Raw genomic sequence first — 22269 nt, 5'->3', positions numbered from 1 at the left:
CTGAGACGCAGGGAAACCTCGCAGGCGGGGGCGGGGGCGTGAGCGCGAGGGCGGCCGCGTTCGGTGGCGGGGGGGGCGAGGCGCTCCGACTGCGGCTTCAGCTCCGGCTCCGGCTCCGGCTTCGGCTTCGGCTCCGGCTCCGGCTTCGGCTTCGGCTTCGGCTCACAGGAGGTGACGGGCGCGAAGGGGATGGGTCATTTCCGCCAGAACAGGTGGTGCGTCACACCACTCGGGCTGGGGACGACGTCGAGGTGGAAGCGGTCGCGCAGTTCGTCCGGGGACTCCCAGAGCCGGGAGCCGGAGCCGAGCTTCACGGGCGACACCGCCACGTGCAGGGTGTCGACAAGATCGGCTTCCAGGAACTGCCGGATGATGCGGGCCCCGCCGCCGAGGCGCACGTCCTTGCCGTGCGCGGCCTGTCGGGCCTGCTCGAGGACTTCGGCCGGTTCCTCGTCGGTGAAGTGGAAGGTGGTGTCGGAGAGGGTGAAGGTAGGGCGCGTGTGGTGGGTCATGACGAACACGGGGGTGTGGAAGGGCGGTTCGTCGCCCCACCAGCCTTGCCAGTCGTGGTTCTCCCAAGGGCCGCGCTGGGGGCCGAACTTGTTCCGGCCCATGATCTCGGCCCCGATGTTGTGGCTGAAGTCCCGGGTGAAGTAGTCGTCGAGCCCACGGCTTCCTCCGGGGTCCGTGCGGTTGGGCCAGCTCGCGGTGGCTCCGGCCCAGCTGAACATGTTCCCCGGGTCGGCGTGCCCGAACGGCCTGTCGAGGCTCTGGCCCGCACCGGCGCCGAATCCGTCGCTGGAGACATTGAAGTTCTGGACGCGCAGCAACTGACTCACTGAGCTTCTCCTCTTGCTGTCGATGTGTTGTCGGTGGCGGGTAGACCGTCCACGGCACAGAGAATCATCGGCGGCCGGACTTGCTGCGCGAGCTCGGCGCGCGTGAGGGGCTCGGTGTCTGCGGTGACCTCCGACCGCGGATTGGAACGCGAGGGGTGAGGAAGATCCCCGAGGCGCCGTTCCGCTCCGAGATCTCGGGCAGATCCTCAGCGGTGTCCCCTGCAAACGTTGCCGCCGCATTCCGGTACCGGCCTCATCGCCGCGTACGGGACAAGGGTCGGCGTCCCAGCACTGGCAACGAGTTGGACGAGCCCCGGAGCGGCGGCCGGCGGCCCGGGCACGTAGGGGCGGTCGGCGGCCCGCTCTCTGGCCGAGCATCAGCGTGATCACTTCCATCAGCAGGCTGAGCGCGGAGACTCCGGCCGGCCCACAGGCGACCCGAGGCAGCGTCCGCGAAGCGAGCCGCAGCCCGTACAGCTCCACCGCCCCGCGGTCGGCGTCGCCGGCACCGCCACCCCCACCCCCACCCCCACCCCCACTGCCGCCCAACCCGGCCCGGACACCCTCGAGTTACCGCCTCCAGAGACCAACGACCGACCGCTCAACGTCCAGGCCACCCAGCGCGGCCATCCCTGCCACCAGGCGGCCCAGGGCCCTTTCGTCCTCCGCTCGACACCACCCTGTTGCGAACGTTCGTCGGCCACGGCGAATGGCGCCGACCGCCTGAACCGTCGAGCGTGGCGTCCCGATCGGCCGACGTGGGGAATCCAGGCCGGCCGCTGTGAGGGGTGGGGCCCGGGGAGGGTGCACCGTACCGTCCCGTTCGGCAACTGTCGGAAACTTTCTCCGAGTTCGGAACCTCGACGGTCCGAGCGGTGTACCAGAGGTGAACCGGGATCACGCGGCCCGCACCACGACCGCAGACCCGGACCGTCGACGAGTACGTGAGGGACGTGGGTACGTATGCGCAGTGGAAGGACTCGGGGCATCCTGGCCGGGCTGATCGGCCTGGCCGGTGCGCTGTCCTTGTGTACGGCGGGGCTGGCACTCACGCTGCTCTCCGCGGGCCCCGCGACGGCGGGCGGTCCTACGAGCGTGTTGCTGTCGTCCCCGACCAACGAGCAGACGGCATCGCTCTACTACACGGACCGGGCCTACGCGCAGCTGGTGAAGGCGGTCGGTCCGCCGACCGGCACCGCTCCGGCGCCCGGCAAGGCGCCGAACCTGGCCACTTCGATGGATAGCCCCCGTATCAATGTCACGTGGATGGTCCTCGACACCCGGCCCGAGCGGGTGGACCAGATCTATCCGCCGCCGCGCGGGGCTCCGGGCGCTGTGTGGATACATACGTCGAGCGATCCGGACGGCGCGGGTCGGGCCTATTGGCACGAGGCGAAGGACCCGGAGGGGCTGCTGGCGCTCCTGGACCGTCTGAAGATTCTCGACAAGCAGGCGCTCGCCAAGGCCGAGAGTCCGCCGCCGACCAATACACCCGGGGGCACCGGGAAGGCGGACAAGGCCCTGCCGGTGGCGAGTGGCACGGCAGAGCCGGCGCGTGAGGACGGCGTCGGGAGCGCCGGGTCCGACCGGAAGACCGAGTCCTCCGCCGAGCGATCCGGGCAGGAGTCGGAGGGGTCGGTGGCTGACGGCTTGACGGGGTGGTGGTGGGCGATACCCGGCGCGGGTGCGGGGGCGGCTCTCACTCTCTCCATACGCCAGGCATTGCGTGGGGCGCCCGGGGGCAGGGAGCGGATCAGATGGAGGCGGGACGGTGGTGACGATGACGAACGGGGTCTGCCCCGCCAGGAGTTGATAGACAACTGACGGGGCCGTGCGTGTGGTGCCCGATGACCTTCGGCGGCCCGTTGCGGGGTCGGTCAGCTGAGGTCGATGCCCGGGTAGAGGGGGAAGGTGCTGAGGAGGTCGGTGGCGCGCTGCGAGACTTCGTCGGCCGTCTTCTCCTCCAGGATGTGCTGTGCCTTGGAGGTGGTGCCCTTCTTGGTGGTGCCGGGCTGGGTGGCGGAGAGCACCGTGTCGATCAGGCCGGCGATCTCGTCCATCTCTTCGGTGCCCAGGCCGCGGGTGGTGAGGGCCGGGGTGCCGATACGGATGCCGGAGGTGTACCAGGCGCCATTGGGGTCGGCGGGGATGGCGTTGCGGTTGGTGACTACCCCGGAGGAGAGCAGGGCTGCCTCGGCCTGGCGGCCGGTGAGGCCGTAGGAGGAGGCGACGTCGATGAGGTTGAGGTGGTTGTCGGTGCCGCCGGTGACGAGGGTGGCTCCGCGGCGCATGAGTCCGTCGGCGAGGGCGCGGGAGTTGTCGACGACGCGTTGGGCGTAGTCGCGGAAGGTGTCCTGGCGGGCCTCAGCGAGGGCGACTGCCTTGGCCGCCATGACGTGCGGCAGGGGGCCGCCGAGGACCATCGGGCAGCCGCGGTCGACCTGGTCGGCGAGGGAGGAGTCGCAGAGGACCATGCCGCCACGTGGTCCGCGGAGGGACTTGTGGGTGGTGGTCGTGACGATCTGGGCGTGCGGTACGGGGTCGAAGTCTCCGGTGAGCACCTTGCCGGCGACGAGGCCTGCGAAGTGGGCCATGTCGACCATGAGGGTCGCACCGACCTCGTCGGCGATCTCCCGCATGATGCGGAAGTTCACGAGGCGGGGGTAGGCGGAGTATCCGGCCACGATGATCATGGGCTGGAACTCGCGGGCGGTGGCGCGCAGGGCCTCGTAGTCGAGGAGGCCGGTTTGGGGGTCGGTGCCGTAGCTGCGCTGGTTGAACATCTTGCCGGAGATGTTCGGGCGGAAGCCGTGGGTGAGGTGTCCGCCGGCGTCGAGGGACATGCCGAGCATGCGCTGGTTGCCGAGGTCGCGGCGGAGGGTTTCCCAGTCCTGTTCGGTCAGGTCGTTCACCTGGCGGGCGCCGGCCCGCTCGAGGGCGGGGGCTTCGACGCGCTGGGCGAGGACGGCCCAGAAGGCGACGAGGTTGGCGTCGATGCCGGAGTGGGGCTGGGCGTATGCGTGTTGGGCGCCGAAGAGTTCGCGGGCGTGTTCGGCGGCGAGTGCTTCGACGGTGTCGACGTTGCGGCAGCCGGCGTAGAAGCGGCGGCCGATGGTTCCTTCGGCGTACTTGTCGCTGAACCAGTTGCCCATGGTCAGGAGGGTCGCGGGCGAGGCGTAGTTCTCGCTGGCGATGAGTTTGAGCATCTCGCGTTGGTCGGCGAGTTCCTGGCCGATGGCGTCGGCGACGCGCGGTTCGACACCGCGGATCACATCGAGTGCGTTACGGAAGGCGGTGGAAGCGATGGCGGCTGTGGCCTCGGTGGGCTCTGGCACGGCAGACATGACAGACGGACCTCCGGACGGAGTGGTTCGCGGGTCGGCCCAGGCGCACGGCACTCAGTCGGCGGGCCGCTCCCCGATGGTCGATCCCATCCAAGCGCGCCAGTCACGGCCCTGCCCGGCAGCTTACCGGCGCGTGCCGGGCGAGGTTTCTTGGTCCAGCATCCGAGCGACGATAGGGATGGGGCGGTACCCCGCCCGCCAGGGTCGCGTCGCGGTCATCCCGGTGCCCGGTCAGGCGCGTCCGAGCCGCATGACGAACGGAGATCCCGTGTCTCGTACGGAAGATTCCATCGCATCAGCCGAGGCGCACAGTGCGCACAACTACCATCCGCTGCCTGTGGTGGTGGCCACGGCGGAGGGCGCGTGGATGACGGATGTCGAGGGCCGCCGCTATCTCGACATGCTGGCCGGTTATTCGGCGTTGAATTTCGGTCACGGCAATCGCCGTCTGATCGACGCGGCGCAGGCTCAGTTGGAGCGGGTGACGCTGACGTCGCGGGCGTTCTTCCATGATCGGTTCGCGGAGTTCTGTACCCGGCTGGCGGAGTTGTGCGGCATGGACATGGTGCTGCCGATGAACACGGGTGCGGAGGCCGTGGAGACGGCGGTGAAGACCGCCCGTAAGTGGGGCTACCGCGTCAAGGGTGTGCCGGACAACATGGCGAAGATCGTCGTGGCTGCGGACAACTTCCATGGCCGTACGACGACGATCGTGAGCTTCTCGACGGATGCGGAGGCGCGTGCGGATTTCGGTCCGTACACGCCGGGGTTCGAGATCGTTCCGTACGGGGACATCACGGCGTTGCGGGCGGCGGTCACGGAGAACACGGTGGCTGTGCTGTTGGAGCCGATTCAGGGGGAGGCGGGTGTGCTGGTGCCGCCTGCCGGATATCTCCGGGCGGTCCGGGAGGTGACCCGGGAGCGGAATGTGCTGTTCATCGCGGACGAGATCCAGTCGGGTCTGGGGCGTACGGGGCGGACGTTCGCGTGCGAGCACGAGGACGTGGTGCCGGACATGTACATCCTGGGCAAGGCGCTCGGTGGTGGTGTGGTGCCGGTGTCGGCGGTGGCGTCGTCGTCGGAGGTTCTGGGGGTGTTCCGGCCCGGTGAGCACGGGTCGACGTTCGGGGGGAATCCGCTGGCGTGTGCTGTGGCGTTGGAGGTGATCGCGATGTTGCAGACCGGGGAGTTCCAGGAGCGGGCGACGGAGCTGGGTGAGCATCTGCACCGTGAGCTGGGGTCGCTCGCCGGGTCGGGTGTGGTCCGGGCGGTGCGGGGCCGTGGTCTGTGGGCCGGTGTGGACATCGATCCGGTGCACGGTAGCGGGCGGGAGATTTCCGAGCGGTTGATGCGGCGGGGGGTGCTGGTGAAGGACACGCATGGTTCGACGATCCGGATCGCTCCGCCGTTGGTGATCACCAAGGAGGATCTGGACTGGGGGTTGGATCAGTTGCGGGCGGTTCTGCTGGACTCGGCCGGCTCGTAGGGGCGCGGTGGCCGGTTCGGCGCGTGAGTGTGGCGTCGGGCCGGCCGGCCGTCCGGCCTGTGTGTTGGGGGGCGGCCGGTGTGCAGGGGCGTGGACTGTGTGGAGGCGGCCGGCCGGTGGCTGCGAGGCCGCTTGTGGAGGCGGCCGGCCGGTGGCTGCGAGGCCGCTTGTGGAGGCGGCTGGCCGGTGGCTGCGGGGCCGCTTCAGGGTCTCAGCGTTGCGCACAGGGCTTCGAGGGCGCCTGTCCAGGCGTGGTCGGGTGGGGTGCCGTAGCCGACGACGAGGGCGTCGCGTGGGGGCAGGGAGGCGGTCGGGTGGCGGTAGCCGGTCAGGCCGGTGACGGTGAGGTGCTGCCAGGCGGCGGCACGGACGGTGGACTCCTCGGTGCCGGGAGGGAGTTCGAGGACGGCGTGGAGGCCGGCGGCGATGCCGCTGACCGTGACGGCGGGGGCGTGTTCGGCGAGGGCGGTGACGAGTTGGTCGCGGCGGCGCCGGTAGTGGAGGCGTCCGGCCCGTACGTGGCGGTCGTAGGCGCCGGAGGTGAGGAACTCGGCGAGGGTGAGCTGGTCGAGGGTGCTGCAGGACCAGTCGATCTCGCCCTTGGCGGCAGCGACTTCGCCGACCAGCCGACCGGGCAGCACCATCCAGCCGAGGCGTAGTCCGGGGGCGAGGGCTTTGCTGGCGGTGCCGAGGTAGACGACGTGGTCGGGGTCGAGGCCTTGGAGAGCGCCGACGGGTTGGCGGTCGTAGCGGAACTCGCCGTCGTAGTCGTCCTCGAGGAGCAGTCCGCCGGTGCGGCGTGCCCAGTCGACGGCGTCGGCGCGGCGTTGCGGGGAGAGGGGCATGCCGAGCGGGAAGGAGTGGGCGGGGGTGAGGAGGGCGGCGCCCGGCTCGAGAGTGGGCAACTCGTCGACGCGGGTGCCGTGTTCGTCGTAGGAGAGGGGTGGCTGGCGTAGGCCGGCGTCGGTGAGGAGGTTGCGGTGCGGGCGGAGGCCGTAGGACTCGACGGCGATGTCGTGTACGTGGTGAGTGCGGAGCACGTTGGCGAGGAGGGTGAGTCCTTGGACGAAGCCGGAGCAGATGATCACGCGGTCGGGGTCGGTGTGGACGCCGCGAGCGCGGGCGAGGTAGTCGGCGAGGGCGGTGCGCAGTTCGATGCGGCCGCGGGGGTCGCCGTAGCCGAAGGCTTCGTTGGGTGCGGTGGTGAGGGCGCGGCGGGCGGCTTTCAGCCAGGCGGCGCGGGGGAATCGGGCGAGGTCGGGGGCGCCGGGTTTGAGGTCGTGGGTGACGTGGCCGCGGGCTCTGCGTGGAGTGGCGGGGGCGGCGGGGCCGGGGACGGCGCGGGCGGCGACGCGGGTGCCGGATCCTTGGCGGGCGGTGAGCCAGCCTTCGGCGACGAGGTCTCCGTAGGCGTCGGCGACCGTGTTGCGGGCGATGCCGAGGTCGGTGGCGAGGGTGCGGGAGGAGGGGAGACGGGTGCCGGGGGCGAGGCGGCCGCTGCGGACTGCGTGGCGGAGGGAGTCGGTGAGGCCTTTGCGTAGGCCGGTGGCGGTGACGTCGAGGTGCAGGTCGACGCCGAGGTCGGCCGTGGTGGCGGAGTCCGTGGTGGGGGCAGGGGCCGGTGGTTTCCGGGTCACGTCGGTTCGGCCTCCGGTCGGGATTGGCCCAAGGTTTTGGCGTAGAAATGGACCATATCCTCGGGTTACTCGGTTCGTAGAGTCGAAGCATGACGAACAACGACACCCCCGGCGGGGGGAACGGCACGGCTGCTGCCGCCACGAGTGTCAGCGGTTCAGGTGGTTACGCCGCCGAGCGGCCGGCACGGCTGGCGTGGGCCAAGCAGGCGCCCGAGGTGTACAAGGCGATGCTCGGCCTGGAGAAGGCGGTGCGCGACGGGATCGACCCGGTGCTGTTCCACCTGGTGAAGATCCGGGCTTCGCAGATCAATCACTGTGCGTTCTGCATCGACATGCACAGCAAGGATGCGCTGGCGGAGGGCGAGTCCGTGGAGCGGATCGTGCTGCTGGGGGCGTGGGACGAGTCGCGGCACTTCTACACGGCCCGCGAGGCGGCCGCGTTGGAGCTGACGGAGGCGGTGACGGTCCTGACGGACGGGTTCGTTCCGGACGCGGTGTACGAGGAGGCGGCGGAGCACTTCGACGAGGCCGAGCTCGCGCACCTGATCGCGGCGATCGCCGCGATCAACGCCTGGAACCGTTTCGGGGTCACCACGCGGATGACGCCGGGCCACTACCACCCTGCGGCCTCACAGCACTGAGGCCCCACCGCACGCCGGTCCGCACGGCACGCGCTCTGCGCGCCACGGCAGCCCGTACGGCACCACGATCCGCACGGAACGGCAGCCCGTACGGCACAACAGTCCGCACTGCACGCCAGTCCGCACACCACGGCAACCCGTACGGCACAACAGCCCGCACGGCACAACAGTCCGCACTGCACGCCAGTCCGCACACCACGGCAACCCGTACGACACAACAGTCCGCACGCCCGGCATCCGCACGCCACGGCGCAGCGCGTCTCTGTACGGCGGAACACGGCGCGACCCGCCGGAGCCCGTCGCGGCACCGCCGGTCGGGCAGCACGCCACCGCACGCCGCGCGGCACACCACCGCCGGTCGTGCAGCACACCACCGCATGCCGCGAGGCATCGCACGCAGCTCAGAACAGATCCGCACGGGAGGGGCTACCGACGTGAGTACGGCGACGACCGCCGGCAGGCACAACGCATCCGCACCCGCACCCGCACCCAAGGGAGGTTCGCCGTCCGTGGTGCGCACGAACCGGCTGCCCGCCGGAGTCGCGGAGGCGCTGCGGGCGGCGGGCGGAGCGGCCAAGCGCGCACTCGGAGATCCCGCGCTCGCCGAGTTGGTGATGATTCGCGCCTCGCAGATCAACCGTTGCGCGTTCTGTCTCGACATGCACCTCGCTCTGGCCCGCTCAGGCGGCGAGAGCGGGCAGCGCCTGGACCTGCTCGCCTCCTGGGCCGAGGCCGAGGGCCTCTACACCGCTCGGGAGCGCGCCGCGCTCGCCCTCGCCGAGTCGGTCACCGTCCTCACGGAGGGCTACGTACCGGACGCGGTGTACGAGGAGGCGGCGGAGCACTTCGACGAGGCCGAGCTGGCCGGCCTGATCGCAGTGATCACGGTCATCAACACGTGGAACCGCCTGATGGTCGCCCGCCGCATCCCGCCGGGCGGCAAGCCGTGGTGAGTATCGCCGCGGACGGGTCCTGCCCCTGAGGACGGCGCGGGCTCACTGTGTGGTGGCGCCTCGTTGGGAGAGCGTGACGAAGTGAGCCGCGGGCTTGCGTTGTCCGAGCTGTATGTAGAAGTCCTCGACGGCGGCGGCGCCGGTGGCTTCCGGCGTGGCGGCCGTCGTGACAGTGAGGCGTTTGCGGTCGGTGGAGAGGGCGACCGTGGCCGTGGGGTCGGCGAGGCTGTACTGCCAGAGCCGACGGGTCGGGCTGCCGGTGAGACGGTTCCGGGCGTAGGCGAGGAATTGGGTGCCGGTGAGCACGAGGACGCGACTGTCGGGTACGAACCAGTGGGGTCGGCGCCCCGAAAGACGGCGGACGGGCAGGACGAGGGTCACGGTCTCCCCGGTGGGCAGCTTTTCCCTGACACGCCGGGTGAGTTCGGGGTCGCTCCAGCCCGGTATGGAGATCCCGGCCGCGGTCCCCATACTGAGTGCGAAGGTGATCGACCTCTCCAAGTCCCGGTTCCCCGACGGCAGTACGAACTGAATGACCAGGGCCAGACCGAAGTACACCACCGTGAACACGACAACGGCGAGAACACGCCGCACCAGCGGTATGCGCCCGCCCCTGCCTGCGGTGCCGCCCCGCGCACCCTTCTCTCGCCCGCCCATGCTCATCACGCCCCCCTTACGGGGCCGCCGATTCGCCCCCGCTGGATTCTGCCCCACGCGTGCGCTTCGCCGTATAGCGGCGGGACTTGGCGCGGTTTCCGCAGACTCGCATGGAGCACCAGCGGCGGCTGCGGTTCTTCGAGGTGTCCCAGAAGACCAAGGCGCAGGAGTGCTCGGCGCACCGTTTGAGCCGGGAGGCCTCGCCCGTGACGGCGAGTTCGCTCCAGGCGATGGCGATACGGGCCAGTGCTTGCCGGACCGGCGGCAGCTCCGGGGCAGGGGCGAGCACGCCACCCGCGGCGCCCTCTCCCCCCGCACCCACCCTGATCAGCACGGGAAGTTCGCGCAGCGAGCGAGCGGCCCCGTCGACAAGGTCCGGGTCCGCGTCGTCCCCTACGTGGACGCCCAGTTCCTCGCGGATCCCGGTCCGCAGGCCCAGGGCCAGGGCGTGGTCGGCGGCGGTGACGCGGCGGGCCCGGTCGAGCAGTCCGTGGGACCGCAGCCATGGGGCGAGGTCGGCGATTTCCGCCAGGTCGTCGGTGCCGAGTTCGACATCGACGGTGTTGGCGAAGTCCTCGACCAGCCGGGCCGGCGCCGGAGCCTCGAGCATCGGCGAGCCACCTCCTCGTAGCGCCGGTCCGCGGTCCGCGGCCGGGCTTCCACGGTACACCGACCTAACCGGCTATCGGTTTTGCCGGTAGCCAGGTAGCCGCCCCTGTGCCAGACTCGGCAGCACACGACTCACCAGCAAAAGCATTTAGCCGGTTAGCAACGCTCGGAGGGCGGGCCGTGAGCAGCCACAACCGCGAGACCCACGGAACGACAACCACCACCCGCCCCCGACACACAGCACCGACACCGACACCGACAGCGGTGCCGGCACCGGCACCGGCACCGCAAACCCCACCCCGCACCCCCGACCCCGCACCCGCACCCGCACCCGCACCCGCACCCGCACCCGCCCCAAATCACCCGCCACACGCACCCAACGCGCCCCAGCCACCCCGCTCCACCCGCCCCGCGATCCTGCTCTTCACCGCCGTGACGAACCTGGCCGACGGCGTACTCAAGGTGCTGCTTCCCCTGATGGGCGCGAGCCTCAGCTCCTCCCCCATGGCGCTCAGCACCCTGTCGGTGATGCTGATGCTGCCGACGCTGCTGCTCTCGTTCCACATCGGCGTGCTGGTCGACCGTCGCGACCGACGCTCCCTGCTGTTCGCCTCGAACGTCGTGCGGATCGGCGCGATGGCCGTACTCCTCGCATACGCCCTGAGCGGGAGCGCGACCCTGCCGGCGCTGTACGCGCTCGGCTTCGTGCTCGGCATCGCCGACGTGGTGGCGGCTACCGCGATCAGCGCCCTCATCCCGTCCGTACTCCCCAAGTCGGAATGGGAGTCGACCAATGCCTGGGTGGCCGGCATCGAGACGGTCGCGCAGGAGTTCTGCGGCCCGGTCGTCGGCGGGCTGCTCCTGGCGGCGGGCACGAGCATCGCGGTCGGGACCACCGGGGCCGCCTATGCGTTCGCCGCGCTGACCGTGCTGTTCCTGGCTGGCACGATACGCGGCAGGCGGCCGGCCGAGAGCCGTCCGGAACAGGTCGCGGTGCGCCGGCAGATCGCCGAAGGCCTGCAATTCCTGTGGCAGCAGCGGGTGTTGAGACTGACGTCCGCCGTGCTCACGCTGCTCTGCGCGTCCTGGGGCGCCTGGCTTGCGCTCATGCCGCACATCGCCGTTCACGAACTGCGGCTCGACTCGCAGGAGTACGGCATCCTGCTCAGCATGCTCGGCGTCGGCGGACTCGCCGCCGCGGGCAGCGTCTCGTGGCTGAATCGGCGCGTGGGCCGGCGGTGGGTGATGTTCGGCGATCTGGTGGGGACGATGGTGATGATGGCGGCGCCGTTCCTGACGGATCAGGTGTGGGTGATCGGCGCGGCGGCGTTCGCGGGCGGTTTCGGCGGGATCCTGTGGAATGTCAACGCCCGTACGATCAGCCAGTACTTGGTGCCTGCGGAGATGCGCGGACGGTTCAGCGCTTCGGCGCGGGTGTTCTCACTGGGCGCGGTTCCGGTCGGTGCGGCGGTGGCCGGCTCAGTGGCCGAACTGGTCGGCCCGGCAGTGGCGTTGGCCCTGTTCGCGCCGCCGATCGCGCTGCTCTTCGTACCGTTCCTGCGGACGCTGACACCGAAGGCCCTCGACGCGATCTTCAGCCCCGCCCGGGCCGACCCTCACTAGCGAAGCGTCAGGCCGGGTCTTGAACCAGGAAGCAAGCCGGACCACTCGGACCGGCCCGCCAGTGGCATTGGCCCTGTTCGCGCCACCGATCGCGCTGCTCTTCGTACCGTTCCTGCGGACGCTGACACCGAAGGCCCTCGACGCGATCTTCAGCCCCGCCCGGGCCGACGCTCACTAGCGAGGCGTCAGGCCGGGTCTTGAACCAGGAAGCAAGCCGGACCACTCGGGCCGGCCCGCCGGCCTGCCGGTCCACGCGTCCCCGGAACCGGAGTACGGACGAACACGACGCAGCGCCGGTTCGGAGTGACCACCGACCGCAGCAAGTGAAGGAAGCGACAGCGGCACCTGCATCGACATGGAGCGGACAGCCGGCCTCTGGAGTGCGCTGCTCGACGACCCGCAGAGGTCGTCGAGCCGGGCTGGAGCTGCCGCGGATTCCGCGACGGGCGGGGCGCCCGCGGCGGCCGGTTCACCGGCGACTACCGCGACGACCGCGACGACCGCGACGACCGCGACGACAACGAGAGCGTGGTGGTCGTCATGCCGCATCCCGCGGACCACGAATCCCGCCGGGCCCAGTACACCTGTCAGAACAAGTACACCCGCCGGGCCCAATACACCCGCCGGACCCCGCACAACCGAGTTCGCGGCCGACGCCGCCGACCTCGCCACGATCGCCCCATAGGGGCCGCCGGGCACGTGACCTGTGCCCGGCACCCGCCACTCGACCTGCCGCCCCGCACCCGACCGGAGCCCGCACCCGACCGGGCTGCCGCACCTGACCGCGGTCCACGCACCACTCCCACTCCCCCACTCCCACTCCCCCACTCCCACTCCCCTCCCCGTCCCCCCTCCTCCTCCGCCTCTCCCGCCCCCTCCCAACCGAACGGTTAACAACAGGTAAGGATTTGCCCAGCTGGCGCATCCGTCGGAATAGTCGCCCGGGGAAACAGGTTCCTTCTGCACGTATCCCGGCGGGCGCACCCTCCTGCCGGCCCACGCCCCTGCCGGCTCACACCGCCGCCGGCCTGTGAACCGCCCCGGAGGCCCCACGTAATGACGCAGTCGACGACCCTCCAACGCGGAACCCGCGGAGTCGTCCCCGTACTCGCCTTCGCCGGCATCACCGTCGCAGTCATGCAGACGCTCCTGGTACCGATCATCAAAGACCTGCCGACGCTGCTGAGCACCACGCCGTCGAACGCCACCTGGGTCATGACGGCGACCCTGCTCGCCGGCGCCGTGTCGACCCCGATCATGGGCCGCCTCGGCGACCTCTACGGCAAACGCCGCATGCTGCTCGCGAGCCTGGCCGTGATGGTCGTGGGCTCTCTGATCTGCGGTTTCTCCGACGATCTCGTCGTGATGATCGTCGGCCGCGCCCTCCAGGGCTTCGCGATGGGCGCCATCCCGCTCGGCATCGGCCTGATGCGCGACACCCTCCCCCGCGAAAAGCTCGGCTCCGCGATGGCCCTGATGAGTTCGTCCATCGGCGTCGGCGGCGGCCTCGCCCTGCCGCTCGCGGCACTGACCGTCCAGCACGCCGACTGGCACATGCTGTTCTTCGGCGCGGCGGGTCTCGGCGTCATATCCATGCTCCTGACCCTTCTCTTCGTGCCCGAGAGCCATGTGAAGGCTCAGGGCACCTTCGACTTCCTCGGCGCCGTGGGCCTGTCCGCCGGTCTCGTTCTCTTCCTCCTGCCCATCACCAAGGGCAGCGACTGGGGCTGGACCTCGGGTCTGACGCTCGGCCTGTTCGGCGCGGCGGCGCTCGTCCTGGTCCTCTGGGGCGTGATGGAGCTGCGCCTCGCGGCGCCACTGGTGGACCTGCGCACCACGGCCCGCCCCGCCGTCCTGTTCACCAACCTCGCCTCGGTCATGGTCGGCGTCGCGTTCTACGCGATCTCCCTCGTACTGCCGCAGCTGCTGCAGCTCCCCGAGGCGACCGGCTACGGTCTCGGCCGGTCCATGGTCGTCGCGGGCCTGTGCGTGGCGCCTCTCGGCCTGACGATGATGTTCACGGCACCGGTGTACGCACGCCTGTCGGCGAAGTACGGCCCGAAGGTGACCCTGATCCTCGGCATGCTGATCATCGCGGTCGGGTACGGCGCGGGCCTCGGCCTGATGAACGCCGCCTGGCAGACGATCATCATCGCGGTCGTGATCGGCGCGGGCATCGGCCTCGCCTACTCCTCGCTCCCGGCACTGATCATCGGCGCGGTCGACCCCTCCGAGACGGGCGCGGCGAACGGCCTGAACACCCTGATGCGGTCGATCGGCACGTCGGTCTCGAGCGCCGTCATCGGCATGGTCCTCGCCAGTACGGCGGATCACGTGGGCGGCGTCGCGATCCCGACGATGACGGGTTTCCGCACGTCCTTCCTGATCGCCACGGGCGCGGTCGCGGTGGGCCTGGTCTTCGCTCTGTTCCTGCCCTCGGCCCGCCGTTCGGCCAGGACGCAGCTGCGCGCGAGCAGCGAGGAGGACGCGAACCTGCGGGCGGCGGCTCAGGCGCTGGAGGCGCCGGCCGGATTCCACGGCCGGGTGCTGAGCCCATCGGGGACGCCGGTCGCACGGGCCAAGGTCACGCTGATCGACGGCCGGGGACGGCGTGCGGGTTCGGCGCTGACGGACGAGAGCGGGCGTTACGCGCTCTCCGTGCCCTGCGACGGCTCGTACATCCTCGCGGCGACGGCCGCCGGGCATGCGCCGCTCGCGTCGGCGTCGGCGCATCGCGGGGGCGACGCGGCGGTGGAGATGGACCTGCTGCTGCCGGGTGGGCGCGAGGTGCCGGCGTAGGCATCCGTCGCACCGACGCTCCCGTCGAGGTCTGCCCACACCGTTTTCCCCACGGTACGAGCGAGCACGCCCCAACGGCTCGCCAGGGCCTGCACGACCGCGAGGCCGCGCCCGAACTGCTCCACGGCGTCAGCAGTACGGGGCTGCGGCCACCGCTCCCCCACGGGGTCGGTGACGGACACCCGCACGCCGACGACCGTACGCACCACCTCCACGCGGAACAGCCGATCGCGCAGACAGCCGTGCAGCAGCGCGTTCGAGACCAACTCACTCCCTAACAGGGCGGCGTCTGCGACGAGTTCGGCGCAGTCCCATGCGCCGACCACCCGCGCGATACGGCGGCGAGCGCGGGGGACGGACGCGAGTTGAGGTGGGTATGTGGCTGAGTCGCGCAGTACGAGCGCCGGTACGGGCATGTGCTCACGCACCTCCTTGTGCGGGCGAGCCGAATGAGGCGGTGGCTCTGCCGCACCCGCGCAGGCAGGACGGTGCACTTCCGCCAACCGGCCTCGCAGGGCGAGCGGTTGAATACTGACCGTAGCGACGCCGGCACGTTCCGCGCAACAACTTCCGGAGATATATATCTCCGGAAGTTGTACGGCCAGTTGATCGAGCGCACACTGGTCGCGCCCCTGGAGGTGGTGCGAAGTGGCAGCCAGTCAGGCTGGGTTGGGGAATCGGACGTCGACCGTCCTGGCCCGGAAGCTGGGCAGCGAACTCCTGCGACACCGTGACCGCGCCGGGCTCACACAGCCGCAGGCGGCCGCTGCGCTCAGCGCAACGGCGGCGAAGGTGGCCAAGATGGAGCGCGGCTGGGTCCCCTTCCGAGACCCCGACGTCATAGCGTTGTGCAAGCTCTACGAGGTCGAGGACCCGACGACGGTCGAAGGCCTCCTGCGGATCGCGAAACTCGACCGCGAGCGCCGCAAGGCCAAAGGCTGGTGGAAGCAGTCCCTCGACGCGGGCTCGCTCTCCGAGTACATCGCCATGGAGGACGCGGCGACCCGGGTCCGCACCTGGCAACTCTCCCTTGTCCCAGGCCTGTTGCAGACCGCCGACTACGCCCGCTCACTCGCCGTGAGCGACGACGTGTGGGAGGACCCGGACGACATCGAGCGCATCGTCTCCGTACGCATGAAGCGGCAGGAACGTCTCCACGCCGAAACACCGCTGCTGCTGCACGCGGTGATCTGGGAAGCGGCCCTGCGCCAGCAGATCGGTGGACCCGATGTGATGCGGGCCCAACTGGATCACTTGCGCGCGATGTTGGAGCTGCCGAACGTCCACGTACAGGTGCTGCCGTTCCGCGCCGGCGGCCACCCGTGCATCACCGGGCCGTTCAATATCATCTCGTTCGCCGACAACCAGGCGCTCGACGTCGTCCATGTGGACTCGATCGCCTCTACGGTATGGGTGGAGAGCGTGGCCGAAGGTGCGACCCACTGCGCCTTCTTCGATCGCACTGCACGGCTCAGTCTGGCGCCCCACGACTCCGCGAAGTTGATCGAAAACATCGGAAGAGAGATGCACGGGTGACTGAGTTCGAATTCGTGAAGTCCAGCCACAGCTCGTCCGGCGGCGAATGCGTAGAGGTAGCCCTCAACATCCCCCACACCATCGCCGTCCGCGACTCCAAGAACCCCGCCGCCGGAACGATCCGGCTCGCCCCGAGCGCCTGGCAGTCCTTGCTGCCCCACCTGCGCAGCTGAAACGGCCCTCGGCGGCCGCCAGCAGGATCCGGGTCAACCCGGGGCGCCCGAGGCCCGGTTACCCAGCATCCGCCCAGCCCGTGCGGCGATGCCCCGGCCGCGACGGGCAGGGACAGCGCGGTGAGCGACGGGTTGCCACACCATCGGCCCGGAACCGCAGGTCGACGATGCCGACCGACCGGCGGACAGCCGGTGGGGCCGGCCCGGAATCCCGGGCCGGCCCCACCGACGGACTACACGCTGCCGCAGCAGCTCAGCGCAAGGTCACTTCTTGGGGAGCCAGGCCTCCCACGTGTCCTTGTTCTCCTTGACCCACTTCTTGGCCGCGGCCTCGCCGGACATCTTGTCCTTGGCGATCAGCTTGGCGACCTCGTTCTGCTGCTCCGTCGTCCACTTGAAGTTCTTGATGAACTTGGCCGCGTCGCTGTTCTCCTCCGCGAAGTCCTTGTTCAGGAACTTCTTCAGCGGGGTGTTGGCGTACGCGCACTCCGTCTTCGCCGCGGGCTCGTTGCAGCCTTCCTTGTACTCCGGCAGCTTCACCTCGACGAGGTCGATGTCATTGTTCAGCCACTGGGGCTCCCACCAGTAGGTGATGAACGGTTCCTTGTTCTTGTACTTCTGCTGGATCTCCTTGAGCTGGGCAGCCTCGTTGCCCGTCTCCTTGACCTTGAAGTTCAGCTTGTGGTTCTTGATCAGTGGCTCGTCGTACGAGGTGTACGAGGGCGCGGCGCCCAGGAACTCGCCCTTGCCGCCGGACTCGGAGGTCTTGAAGTCCTTGGCGAGCTTGTTGAGGCCCTCGTAGGTCTTCACCTCGGGGTGCTTGTCGGCGTAGTACTTCGGCACGAACCAGCCGATGTGGCCGACGACGCCGAGCTCACCGCCGGGCACGACGGTCTTCTTCTGGTCGAGGTACAGCTTCTGCTTCTCGGGCTGGCCGTCCCAGTCCTCCATGATCGCGTCGGCCTTGCCGTTGTTCAGCGCGTCCCAGGCGAGGGGCTCGTCCATGGTCTGGGCCTTGACCTTGACGTCGAGCTCCTGCTCCATGATCACCTTGGCGACCTCGGCGTTGGCGCGGGCGCCGACCCAGGACGGAACGGTGATCGTGACCTGGTCCGAGCCGCTGGAGGAGCCGGTGTCCGCGGCGCCGCAGCCCGCGAGGGCCACCATGGAAAGAGCGCCGATTCCGGCGACGGCTGAAGTACGTATCCGCTTGTTGAGCTTCACGAGAGTGTTCCCTTGCTTCGGATGGTGAGTTGGATCGGAAAAGCGGGGTGCGGGCCCGGCAGGCCGGGGCCCGCTACAGGTTGCGTTCCTTGACGTCCTTGCCCGGCTGGGAGATCCGGTCGAGGACGATGCCCAGGCAGACGATGGCGATGCCGGCGGTCATGCCGAGGCCGAGGTCGCCCTTGGCCAGGCCCTTGACCACGTCGTAGCCGAGCGCGCCGCCGCCGACCATGCCGCCGATCACGACCATGGCCAGGACGAGGACGAGCCCCTGGTTCACGGCGAGTTGCAGCGCGGGGCGGGCCAACGGGACCTGGACCTGGCGCAGTTGCTGCCCCGTACTGGCACCGAGGGACCGGGAGGCCTCCAGGGCGGCCGGGTCGGTCGTGCGGATCCCCTGCGCGGTGATGCGCACCACCGCGGGCAGCGCGTAGAGCACAGCGGCTGCCACACCGGCCGGGCGGCCGCCGTCGAGGAAGGCGATCATCGGGATGAGGTAGATGAACGGCGGGATCGTCTGCATCGTGTCGAGGACCGGCCGGATCGCCCGCTGCACCGAGTCCACCCGCCCGGCGAGCAGACCGATCGCGAAGCCCAGGATCAGCGTCACCACGAGACCCGCGATCACCTGCGACAGAGTGTCGAGGGACCGGGTCCACAGCCCCATCGCCCCGATCACACCGAGCGCGAGAACGGCGGCGAGCGCGGCGCGCCAGCGGCCGACGAGGTACGCGACGACGGCGACCACCAGGAGCAGCGACCACCACGGCGTGGCCTGCAGACCGTCGCGGATCGGGTTGATGACGTACGTGGCGAAGCCCTCGCCCCAGGTCTTGGTGCCTCCGAGGACGGGCACGCCGGAGCGCAGGTTCTCCTCGACCCAGTCCACGACCGCATTGATCGGATCCGAGATGGGCACGACCCAGCCCTCGGGCCACTCCTTGCGGCCGAGCGCGGCGCCGATGACCGTGGCGACGGCCGTGCTGCCGAGCACGATCACCCACAGCAGCCAGGGCTTGCGGTCACCGCCCGCGCTCGCCGGGTCGTCGAGCCGCTCGCCGGCGGCCGAGGTGGTGCGGTCCAGCCAGATCGCCATCAGGACGATCGCGATGCCGGGCACCAGGGCCAGGCCGACGTCGATCGTCGACAGGGCTGTGTAGATCGCGTCGCCGAGGCCGCCGGCGCCGATCATCGAGGCGAGGACGACCATCGACAGACACATCATGATCGTCTGGTTCAGACCCAGCATCATCTGCTTGCGGGCCAGCGGAAGCCGCGCGGTCCACAGTCGCTGCCAGGGGCTCGCACCGAGCGAGGCCGACGCCTCCAGGGCCGCGGCGTCCGCGCCGCGCAGGCCGAGGGAGGTGAGGCGGGCCATCGGCGGTGACGCGTAGATGACCGTGGTGACCAGGGCCGCGGGCGTGCCGACCTCGAAGATCAGCACGAACGGCAGCAGATACGCGAACGCCGGAAGCACCTGCATCGTGTCGAACACCGGTCGCAGCAGACGCTCCGCACGGTCGGAGAGTCCGGCGGCGAGGCCGAGCAGCATGCCGAGGAGCGCGGCCACCAGGACACAGATGACCATCAGGGCGAGGGTCTCCATGGCCGGTTCCCACATGCCGAGCAGGCCGATCGCCACGAAGGTGGCGAGGGCCGTGCCGGCGGTGCGCAGGGCCCGGCGGCGCAGGCCCGCCCCGCCCGCGTACCAGGCGAGGGCGACGGCCAGGACCGTGACGCCGATGAAGCCGAGGGCCTCGAGGCCGCTGAGCACGGCGTCCACGGAGCTCTGCGCGGTGTTGCTGATGTGCAGCAGGAAGTACAGGAACAGCGGGTGGGTGGTGCGGTTGTCGACCAGCCAGGCGTTGAGGTCGTCGAGCGGGGACTGCGCGTCGAACGTCAGGTCGTGGGGCCATACGCCGGTGCCGGTGACGGCGGCGCTGACGACGGCGACGAGCAGGGCGACGACGACGGCCAGGGCGCGCGGGCTGGCGAGCAGCCGGGCCGGCAGGCTCGGTGTCGCGTCGTCGTTCGCGGGGCCGGGGCCGCGGTCGGGTGAGCGGTTCGGTTTGTCGAGGACCGGGCTCGGGGCGGCACTCATACGGCCGCCACCTCCTTGTCCCTGGTCCCGCCGTTGTTGTCGGTGGAGATGCCCGCGACCACGGCGAGCAGCTGCGAGTGGTCGACGACACCGAGGGTGCGGCCGCCGTCGACGACGCGGCAGTGCTCGCCGCTGCGGGCGACGGCCTCGATGGCGTCGGCGACCAGGGTGTCTGGGGCGATGGCCGCGCCGGACTCGGCCTCGGCTCCGTCGGCGGGGCGCATCGCGCGGCGTACCGAGATGACCTGCTCGCGGGGGACGTCGCGGACGAAGTCGCGGACGTAGTCGTCGGCCGGGTTGGCGACGATCTCCTCGGGGGTGCCGAGCTGCACGATGGCGCCGTCGCGCATCAGCATGATGCGGTCGCCGAGCCGCAGGGCCTCGGACAGGTCGTGGGTGATGAAGACCATGGTGCGGCCCTCTTCGCTGTGCAGGCGGATGACCTCTTCCTGCATGTCACGGCGGATCAGCGGGTCGAGTGCGCTGAACGGCTCGTCGAAGAGGAGTACTTCGGGGTCGACGGCGAGGGCGCGGGCGAGGCCGACGCGCTGCTGCTGTCCGCCGGAGAGCTGGGTCGGGCGGCGCTCCTCGAGGCCGTCGAGGCCGACCAGGGCGGCGACCTCGCGGGCCTTGGCGCGGCGTTCGGCCTTGCCCATGCCCTGGATCTCCAGGCCGTAGGCGACGTTGTCGAGGACGCTGCGGTGCGGCAGCAGACCGAAGTTCTGGAAGACCATCGCGGCGCGGTGGCGGCGCAGTTCGCGCAGGCGGGTCTTGTCGAGGGCGAGGACGTCCTCACCGTCGATGGATATGGAACCGCTGGTCGGCTCGATGAGCCGGGTGAGGGTACGGACCAGGGTCGACTTGCCGGAGCCGGACAGGCCCATGACGACGAAGACCTCGCCGCGGTGCACGTCGAAGCTGACGTCGCGGACGGCGGCGGTGCAGCCGGTGCGCTCGCGCAGCTCCGCGGGGGTGAGGTCGGCGTACTCCGGGTTGCCGGGTATGCGGTCGGCCTTCGGGCCGAAGACCTTCCACAGGTCCCGGACGGTGAAGACGGGCCCTTCGGTGGAGTCGGCGTCGGCCGGCGGGGCCGGGGTCTTTTCGGTGGCGGTCATCGGACATCACTCCCGGTCAGCAGTTCCGCGCATTTCTCGCCGACCATCAGGACCCCGATCATCGGGTTCACTGCGGGCATGGTCGGGAAGACGGATGCGTCGGCGATTCGGATGCCGTCGAGACCTCGGATCTTCAAGTCCGGGGCCACTACGGCAAGTTCATCAGTGGAAGAGCCCATTCGGCAGGTGCCGGCGGGGTGGTAGACGGTGTGGGCCACCTTGCGCGCGTACTCGCTCAGGGCCTCGTCGTCGGTGACGTCGGGGCCCGGGGCGACCTCGCGCTTGAGCCAGTTGGCGAGCGGTTCGGTCTTGGCGACCTCGCGGGCGATCTTGATGCCGTCGACGAGGGTGCGGCCGTCGTAGTCGTCCTCGTCGGTGAAGTACCGGAAGTCGAGAGCGGGCTTGACCTCGGGGTCGGCGCTGGTGAGGTAGACGCGGCCGCGGCTCTTGGGCTTCGGGATGTTCGGCGTCATCGACACACCGTGCTCGGGGCGCTGGTAGCCGAGGCGCTCCGGGTTGTCGGTGAACGGGATCTGGTAGAAGTGGAACATCAGGTCGGGGCCCTGGTGTTCGGGGTCGCGGCGCACGAAAAGGCCCGCGTCGCTGTCCATCGCGGAGTTCTCCGGGATGGGTCCGTTCGTCTCCCAGACGATCACGGACTCGGGGTGGTCGAGGAGGTTCTCGCCGACGCCGGGCAGGTCGTGCACGACGGGTATGCCGAGCGCCTCCAGGTCGCCGCGCGGCCCGATGCCGGAGTGCATCAGCAGGCGCGGGGTGTCGACGGCGCCGGCGCAGACGAGGACCTCGCGGGTGGCCTCGATGTACTCCTCGGCGCCGTCCTTGGTGCGGACGTGCACGCCGCGGGCGTGGGTGCCCTCGAGCTCCAGGCGGTACGCCCAGGTCTCCAGGAGGATGTGCAGGTTGGGGCGCTCGTCCATGACCGGGTGGAGGTAGGCCACGGAGGCGGAGGAGCGCTTGTTGTTCTCCGGGTGGTAGGCCAGGTCGAAGAAGCCGACGCCGTCGTCGAAGGGCTTCTTGTTGAAGCCCTCGACGCGGGGCACGCCGAGCGCGGCCTGGGCCGCGTCGACGAAGTCGCGGGCGATGGCGTTGCGGTCCTTCTCGTCGACGGGTACCACGTTGTTGAGTAGCTTGCCGAAGTACGGGTCCATGGAGGCGGCGTCCCAGCCCTCGGCGCCGTTCGCGGCCCACTCGTCCCAGTCGGACGGCAGCGGCTTGAAGGCGATGAGGGTGTTGTGGGACGAGCAGCCGCCGAGCACCTTGGCGCGGCTGTGCCGGATGTGGCTGTTGCCGCGCGGCTGCTCGGTGGTCGGGTAGTCGTAGTCGAGGTCCCCGCCGAGCAGTCCCATCCAGCGGCGCAGGGTGAGGACGTCGGGGCGGTCCACGTCGGAGGGGCCACCCTCGATGACGGCGACCGTGACGTCCGGGTTCTCGGTGAGGCGGGAGGCGATCACCGAGCCTGCGGTGCCGCCGCCGACGACGACGTAGTCGTACTGGGACATGTGCTGGTTCTC

The 22269-nt window shown here is 70.2% G+C and carries 17 protein-coding genes, 1 pseudogene and 1 riboswitch; of the genes and pseudogenes, 8 read left to right on the top strand and 10 right to left on the bottom strand.

From position 1 onward, the window contains the following. Nucleotides 1-194: 194 nt before the first annotated feature. The gene (locus tag DSC45_RS01690) at nt 195-839 is read right to left on the bottom strand and encodes a dihydrofolate reductase family protein (RefSeq protein ID WP_119286325.1); all 645 of its coding nucleotides are present in this window, start codon (nt 837-839) and stop codon (nt 195-197) included. Nucleotides 840-1802: 963 nt separating this feature from the next. Between DSC45_RS01690 and DSC45_RS01685 the strand changes: the two genes are divergently transcribed. Continuing rightward, a complete protein-coding gene (locus tag DSC45_RS01685; RefSeq protein ID WP_119286323.1) occupies nt 1803-2663 on the top strand; it encodes a hypothetical protein in 861 nt (286 codons plus the stop codon). A 53-nt stretch (nt 2664-2716) separates the two neighbouring features. On the opposite strand, the gene DSC45_RS01680 is transcribed toward DSC45_RS01685, so the two are convergent. Continuing rightward, entirely contained in the window at nt 2717-4183 is a 1467-nt protein-coding gene (locus tag DSC45_RS01680; protein ID WP_119286321.1) for a glycine hydroxymethyltransferase, read from the bottom strand. A gap of 30 nt (nt 4184-4213) precedes the next feature. After that, a riboswitch (ZMP/ZTP riboswitch) is annotated at nt 4214-4300 on the bottom strand. Nucleotides 4301-4451: 151 nt separating this feature from the next. Here DSC45_RS01680 and rocD point away from each other — a divergent pair. Then, nucleotides 4452-5669, top strand: coding sequence for an ornithine--oxo-acid transaminase (rocD, locus tag DSC45_RS01675; protein ID WP_119286319.1), 1218 nt, complete (start codon nt 4452-4454; stop codon nt 5667-5669). 203 nt (nt 5670-5872) lie between these two features. On the opposite strand, the gene DSC45_RS01670 is transcribed toward rocD, so the two are convergent. Continuing rightward, complete coding sequence (locus DSC45_RS01670; RefSeq protein ID WP_119286317.1) at nt 5873-7306, bottom strand: MocR-like pyridoxine biosynthesis transcription factor PdxR; 1434 nt, start codon at nt 7304-7306, stop codon at nt 5873-5875. Between the two features lie 89 nt (nt 7307-7395). On the opposite strand from DSC45_RS01670, the gene DSC45_RS01665 reads away from it, so the two are divergent. Both DSC45_RS01665 and DSC45_RS01660 read left to right on the top strand, forming a co-directional pair. Beyond that, nucleotides 7396-7947, top strand: coding sequence for a carboxymuconolactone decarboxylase family protein (locus DSC45_RS01665; RefSeq protein WP_119286315.1), 552 nt, complete (start codon nt 7396-7398; stop codon nt 7945-7947). 509 nt (nt 7948-8456) lie between these two features. After that, the gene (locus DSC45_RS01660) at nt 8457-8900 is read left to right on the top strand and encodes a carboxymuconolactone decarboxylase family protein (protein ID WP_240434367.1); all 444 of its coding nucleotides are present in this window, start codon (nt 8457-8459) and stop codon (nt 8898-8900) included. 42 nt (nt 8901-8942) lie between these two features. On the opposite strand, the gene DSC45_RS01655 is transcribed toward DSC45_RS01660, so the two are convergent. Together DSC45_RS01655 and DSC45_RS01650 are read right to left on the bottom strand one after the other, a co-directional pair. Continuing rightward, nucleotides 8943-9563, bottom strand: coding sequence for a hypothetical protein (locus tag DSC45_RS01655; RefSeq protein ID WP_162929085.1), 621 nt, complete (start codon nt 9561-9563; stop codon nt 8943-8945). Nucleotides 9564-9573: 10 nt separating this feature from the next. After that, on the bottom strand, nt 9574-10167 hold the full coding sequence (locus DSC45_RS01650) for a CGNR zinc finger domain-containing protein (RefSeq protein WP_119286310.1): 594 nt from the start codon (nt 10165-10167) through the stop codon (nt 9574-9576). A 413-nt stretch (nt 10168-10580) separates the two neighbouring features. Between DSC45_RS01650 and DSC45_RS01640 the strand changes: the two genes are divergently transcribed. Both DSC45_RS01640 and DSC45_RS01635 read left to right on the top strand, forming a co-directional pair. Further along, a complete protein-coding gene (locus tag DSC45_RS01640) occupies nt 10581-11789 on the top strand; it encodes an MFS transporter (RefSeq protein ID WP_119286804.1) in 1209 nt (402 codons plus the stop codon). A gap of 1056 nt (nt 11790-12845) precedes the next feature. Further along, nucleotides 12846-14588, top strand: coding sequence for an MFS transporter (locus DSC45_RS01635; protein WP_119286307.1), 1743 nt, complete (start codon nt 12846-12848; stop codon nt 14586-14588). 47 nt (nt 14589-14635) lie between these two features. Here the strand turns inward: DSC45_RS01635 and DSC45_RS36880 are convergent. Further along, nucleotides 14636-15004: pseudogene (locus DSC45_RS36880) on the bottom strand (ATP-binding protein); the annotation flags it as partial. A gap of 232 nt (nt 15005-15236) precedes the next feature. Between DSC45_RS36880 and DSC45_RS01625 the strand changes: the two are divergent. Together DSC45_RS01625 and DSC45_RS01620 are read left to right on the top strand one after the other, a co-directional pair. Further along, the gene (locus tag DSC45_RS01625; protein ID WP_240434317.1) at nt 15237-16124 is read left to right on the top strand and encodes a helix-turn-helix domain-containing protein; all 888 of its coding nucleotides are present in this window, start codon (nt 15237-15239) and stop codon (nt 16122-16124) included. Continuing rightward, nucleotides 16121-16297 (top strand): DUF397 domain-containing protein, encoded by a 177-nt coding sequence (locus DSC45_RS01620; RefSeq protein ID WP_119286305.1) that lies wholly within the window; start codon nt 16121-16123, stop codon nt 16295-16297. Before DSC45_RS01625 ends, DSC45_RS01620 begins: the two co-directional genes overlap by 4 nt. 264 nt (nt 16298-16561) lie before the next feature. Here the strand turns inward: DSC45_RS01620 and DSC45_RS01615 are convergent, their stop codons facing one another. From DSC45_RS01615 to DSC45_RS01600, 4 genes are all read right to left on the bottom strand, one after another. Continuing rightward, nucleotides 16562-17521, bottom strand: coding sequence for a glycine betaine ABC transporter substrate-binding protein (locus DSC45_RS01615; RefSeq protein ID WP_240434315.1), 960 nt, complete (start codon nt 17519-17521; stop codon nt 16562-16564). 73 nt (nt 17522-17594) lie between these two features. Beyond that, the gene (locus DSC45_RS01610) at nt 17595-19622 is read right to left on the bottom strand and encodes an ABC transporter permease (RefSeq protein WP_119286303.1); all 2028 of its coding nucleotides are present in this window, start codon (nt 19620-19622) and stop codon (nt 17595-17597) included. Then, on the bottom strand, nt 19619-20737 hold the full coding sequence (locus tag DSC45_RS01605; protein WP_119286301.1) for a quaternary amine ABC transporter ATP-binding protein: 1119 nt from the start codon (nt 20735-20737) through the stop codon (nt 19619-19621). Before DSC45_RS01605 ends, DSC45_RS01610 begins: the two co-directional genes overlap by 4 nt. Beyond that, nucleotides 20734-22257 carry a GMC family oxidoreductase gene (locus DSC45_RS01600; protein WP_119286798.1) on the bottom strand — a complete coding sequence of 508 codons (1524 nt, stop codon included), beginning with the start codon at nt 22255-22257 and terminating at the stop codon, nt 20734-20736. The genes DSC45_RS01605 and DSC45_RS01600 overlap by 4 nt, the downstream gene beginning before the upstream one ends. Between the last annotated feature and the right edge of the window lie 12 nt (nt 22258-22269).

This window comes from Streptomyces sp. YIM 130001, assembly GCF_003574445.1.
Taxonomy (GTDB): domain Bacteria; phylum Actinomycetota; class Actinomycetes; order Streptomycetales; family Streptomycetaceae; genus Streptomyces.
This window is presented reverse-complemented; position numbering and strand designations above follow the sequence as displayed.

Bases quoted from the DNA above. Each gene is read 5' to 3' on its own strand.
- DSC45_RS01685 (WP_119286323.1), top strand. From the start codon at position 1,803: ATGCGCAGTGGAAGGACTCGGGGCATCCTGGCCGGGCTGATCGGCCTG.
- DSC45_RS01680 (WP_119286321.1), bottom strand. From the start codon at position 4,183: ATGTCTGCCGTGCCAGAGCCCACCGAGGCCACAGCCGCCATCGCTTCC.
- DSC45_RS01665 (WP_119286315.1), top strand. From the start codon at position 7,396: ATGACGAACAACGACACCCCCGGCGGGGGGAACGGCACGGCTGCTGCC.
- DSC45_RS01655 (WP_162929085.1), bottom strand. From the start codon at position 9,563: ATGAGCATGGGCGGGCGAGAGAAGGGTGCGCGGGGCGGCACCGCAGGC.
- DSC45_RS01650 (WP_119286310.1), bottom strand. From the start codon at position 10,167: ATGCTCGAGGCTCCGGCGCCGGCCCGGCTGGTCGAGGACTTCGCCAAC.
- DSC45_RS01635 (WP_119286307.1), top strand. From the start codon at position 12,846: ATGACGCAGTCGACGACCCTCCAACGCGGAACCCGCGGAGTCGTCCCC.
- DSC45_RS01610 (WP_119286303.1), bottom strand. From the start codon at position 19,622: ATGAGTGCCGCCCCGAGCCCGGTCCTCGACAAACCGAACCGCTCACCC.
- DSC45_RS01605 (WP_119286301.1), bottom strand. From the start codon at position 20,737: ATGACCGCCACCGAAAAGACCCCGGCCCCGCCGGCCGACGCCGACTCC.
- DSC45_RS01600 (WP_119286798.1), bottom strand. From the start codon at position 22,257: ATGTCCCAGTACGACTACGTCGTCGTCGGCGGCGGCACCGCAGGCTCG.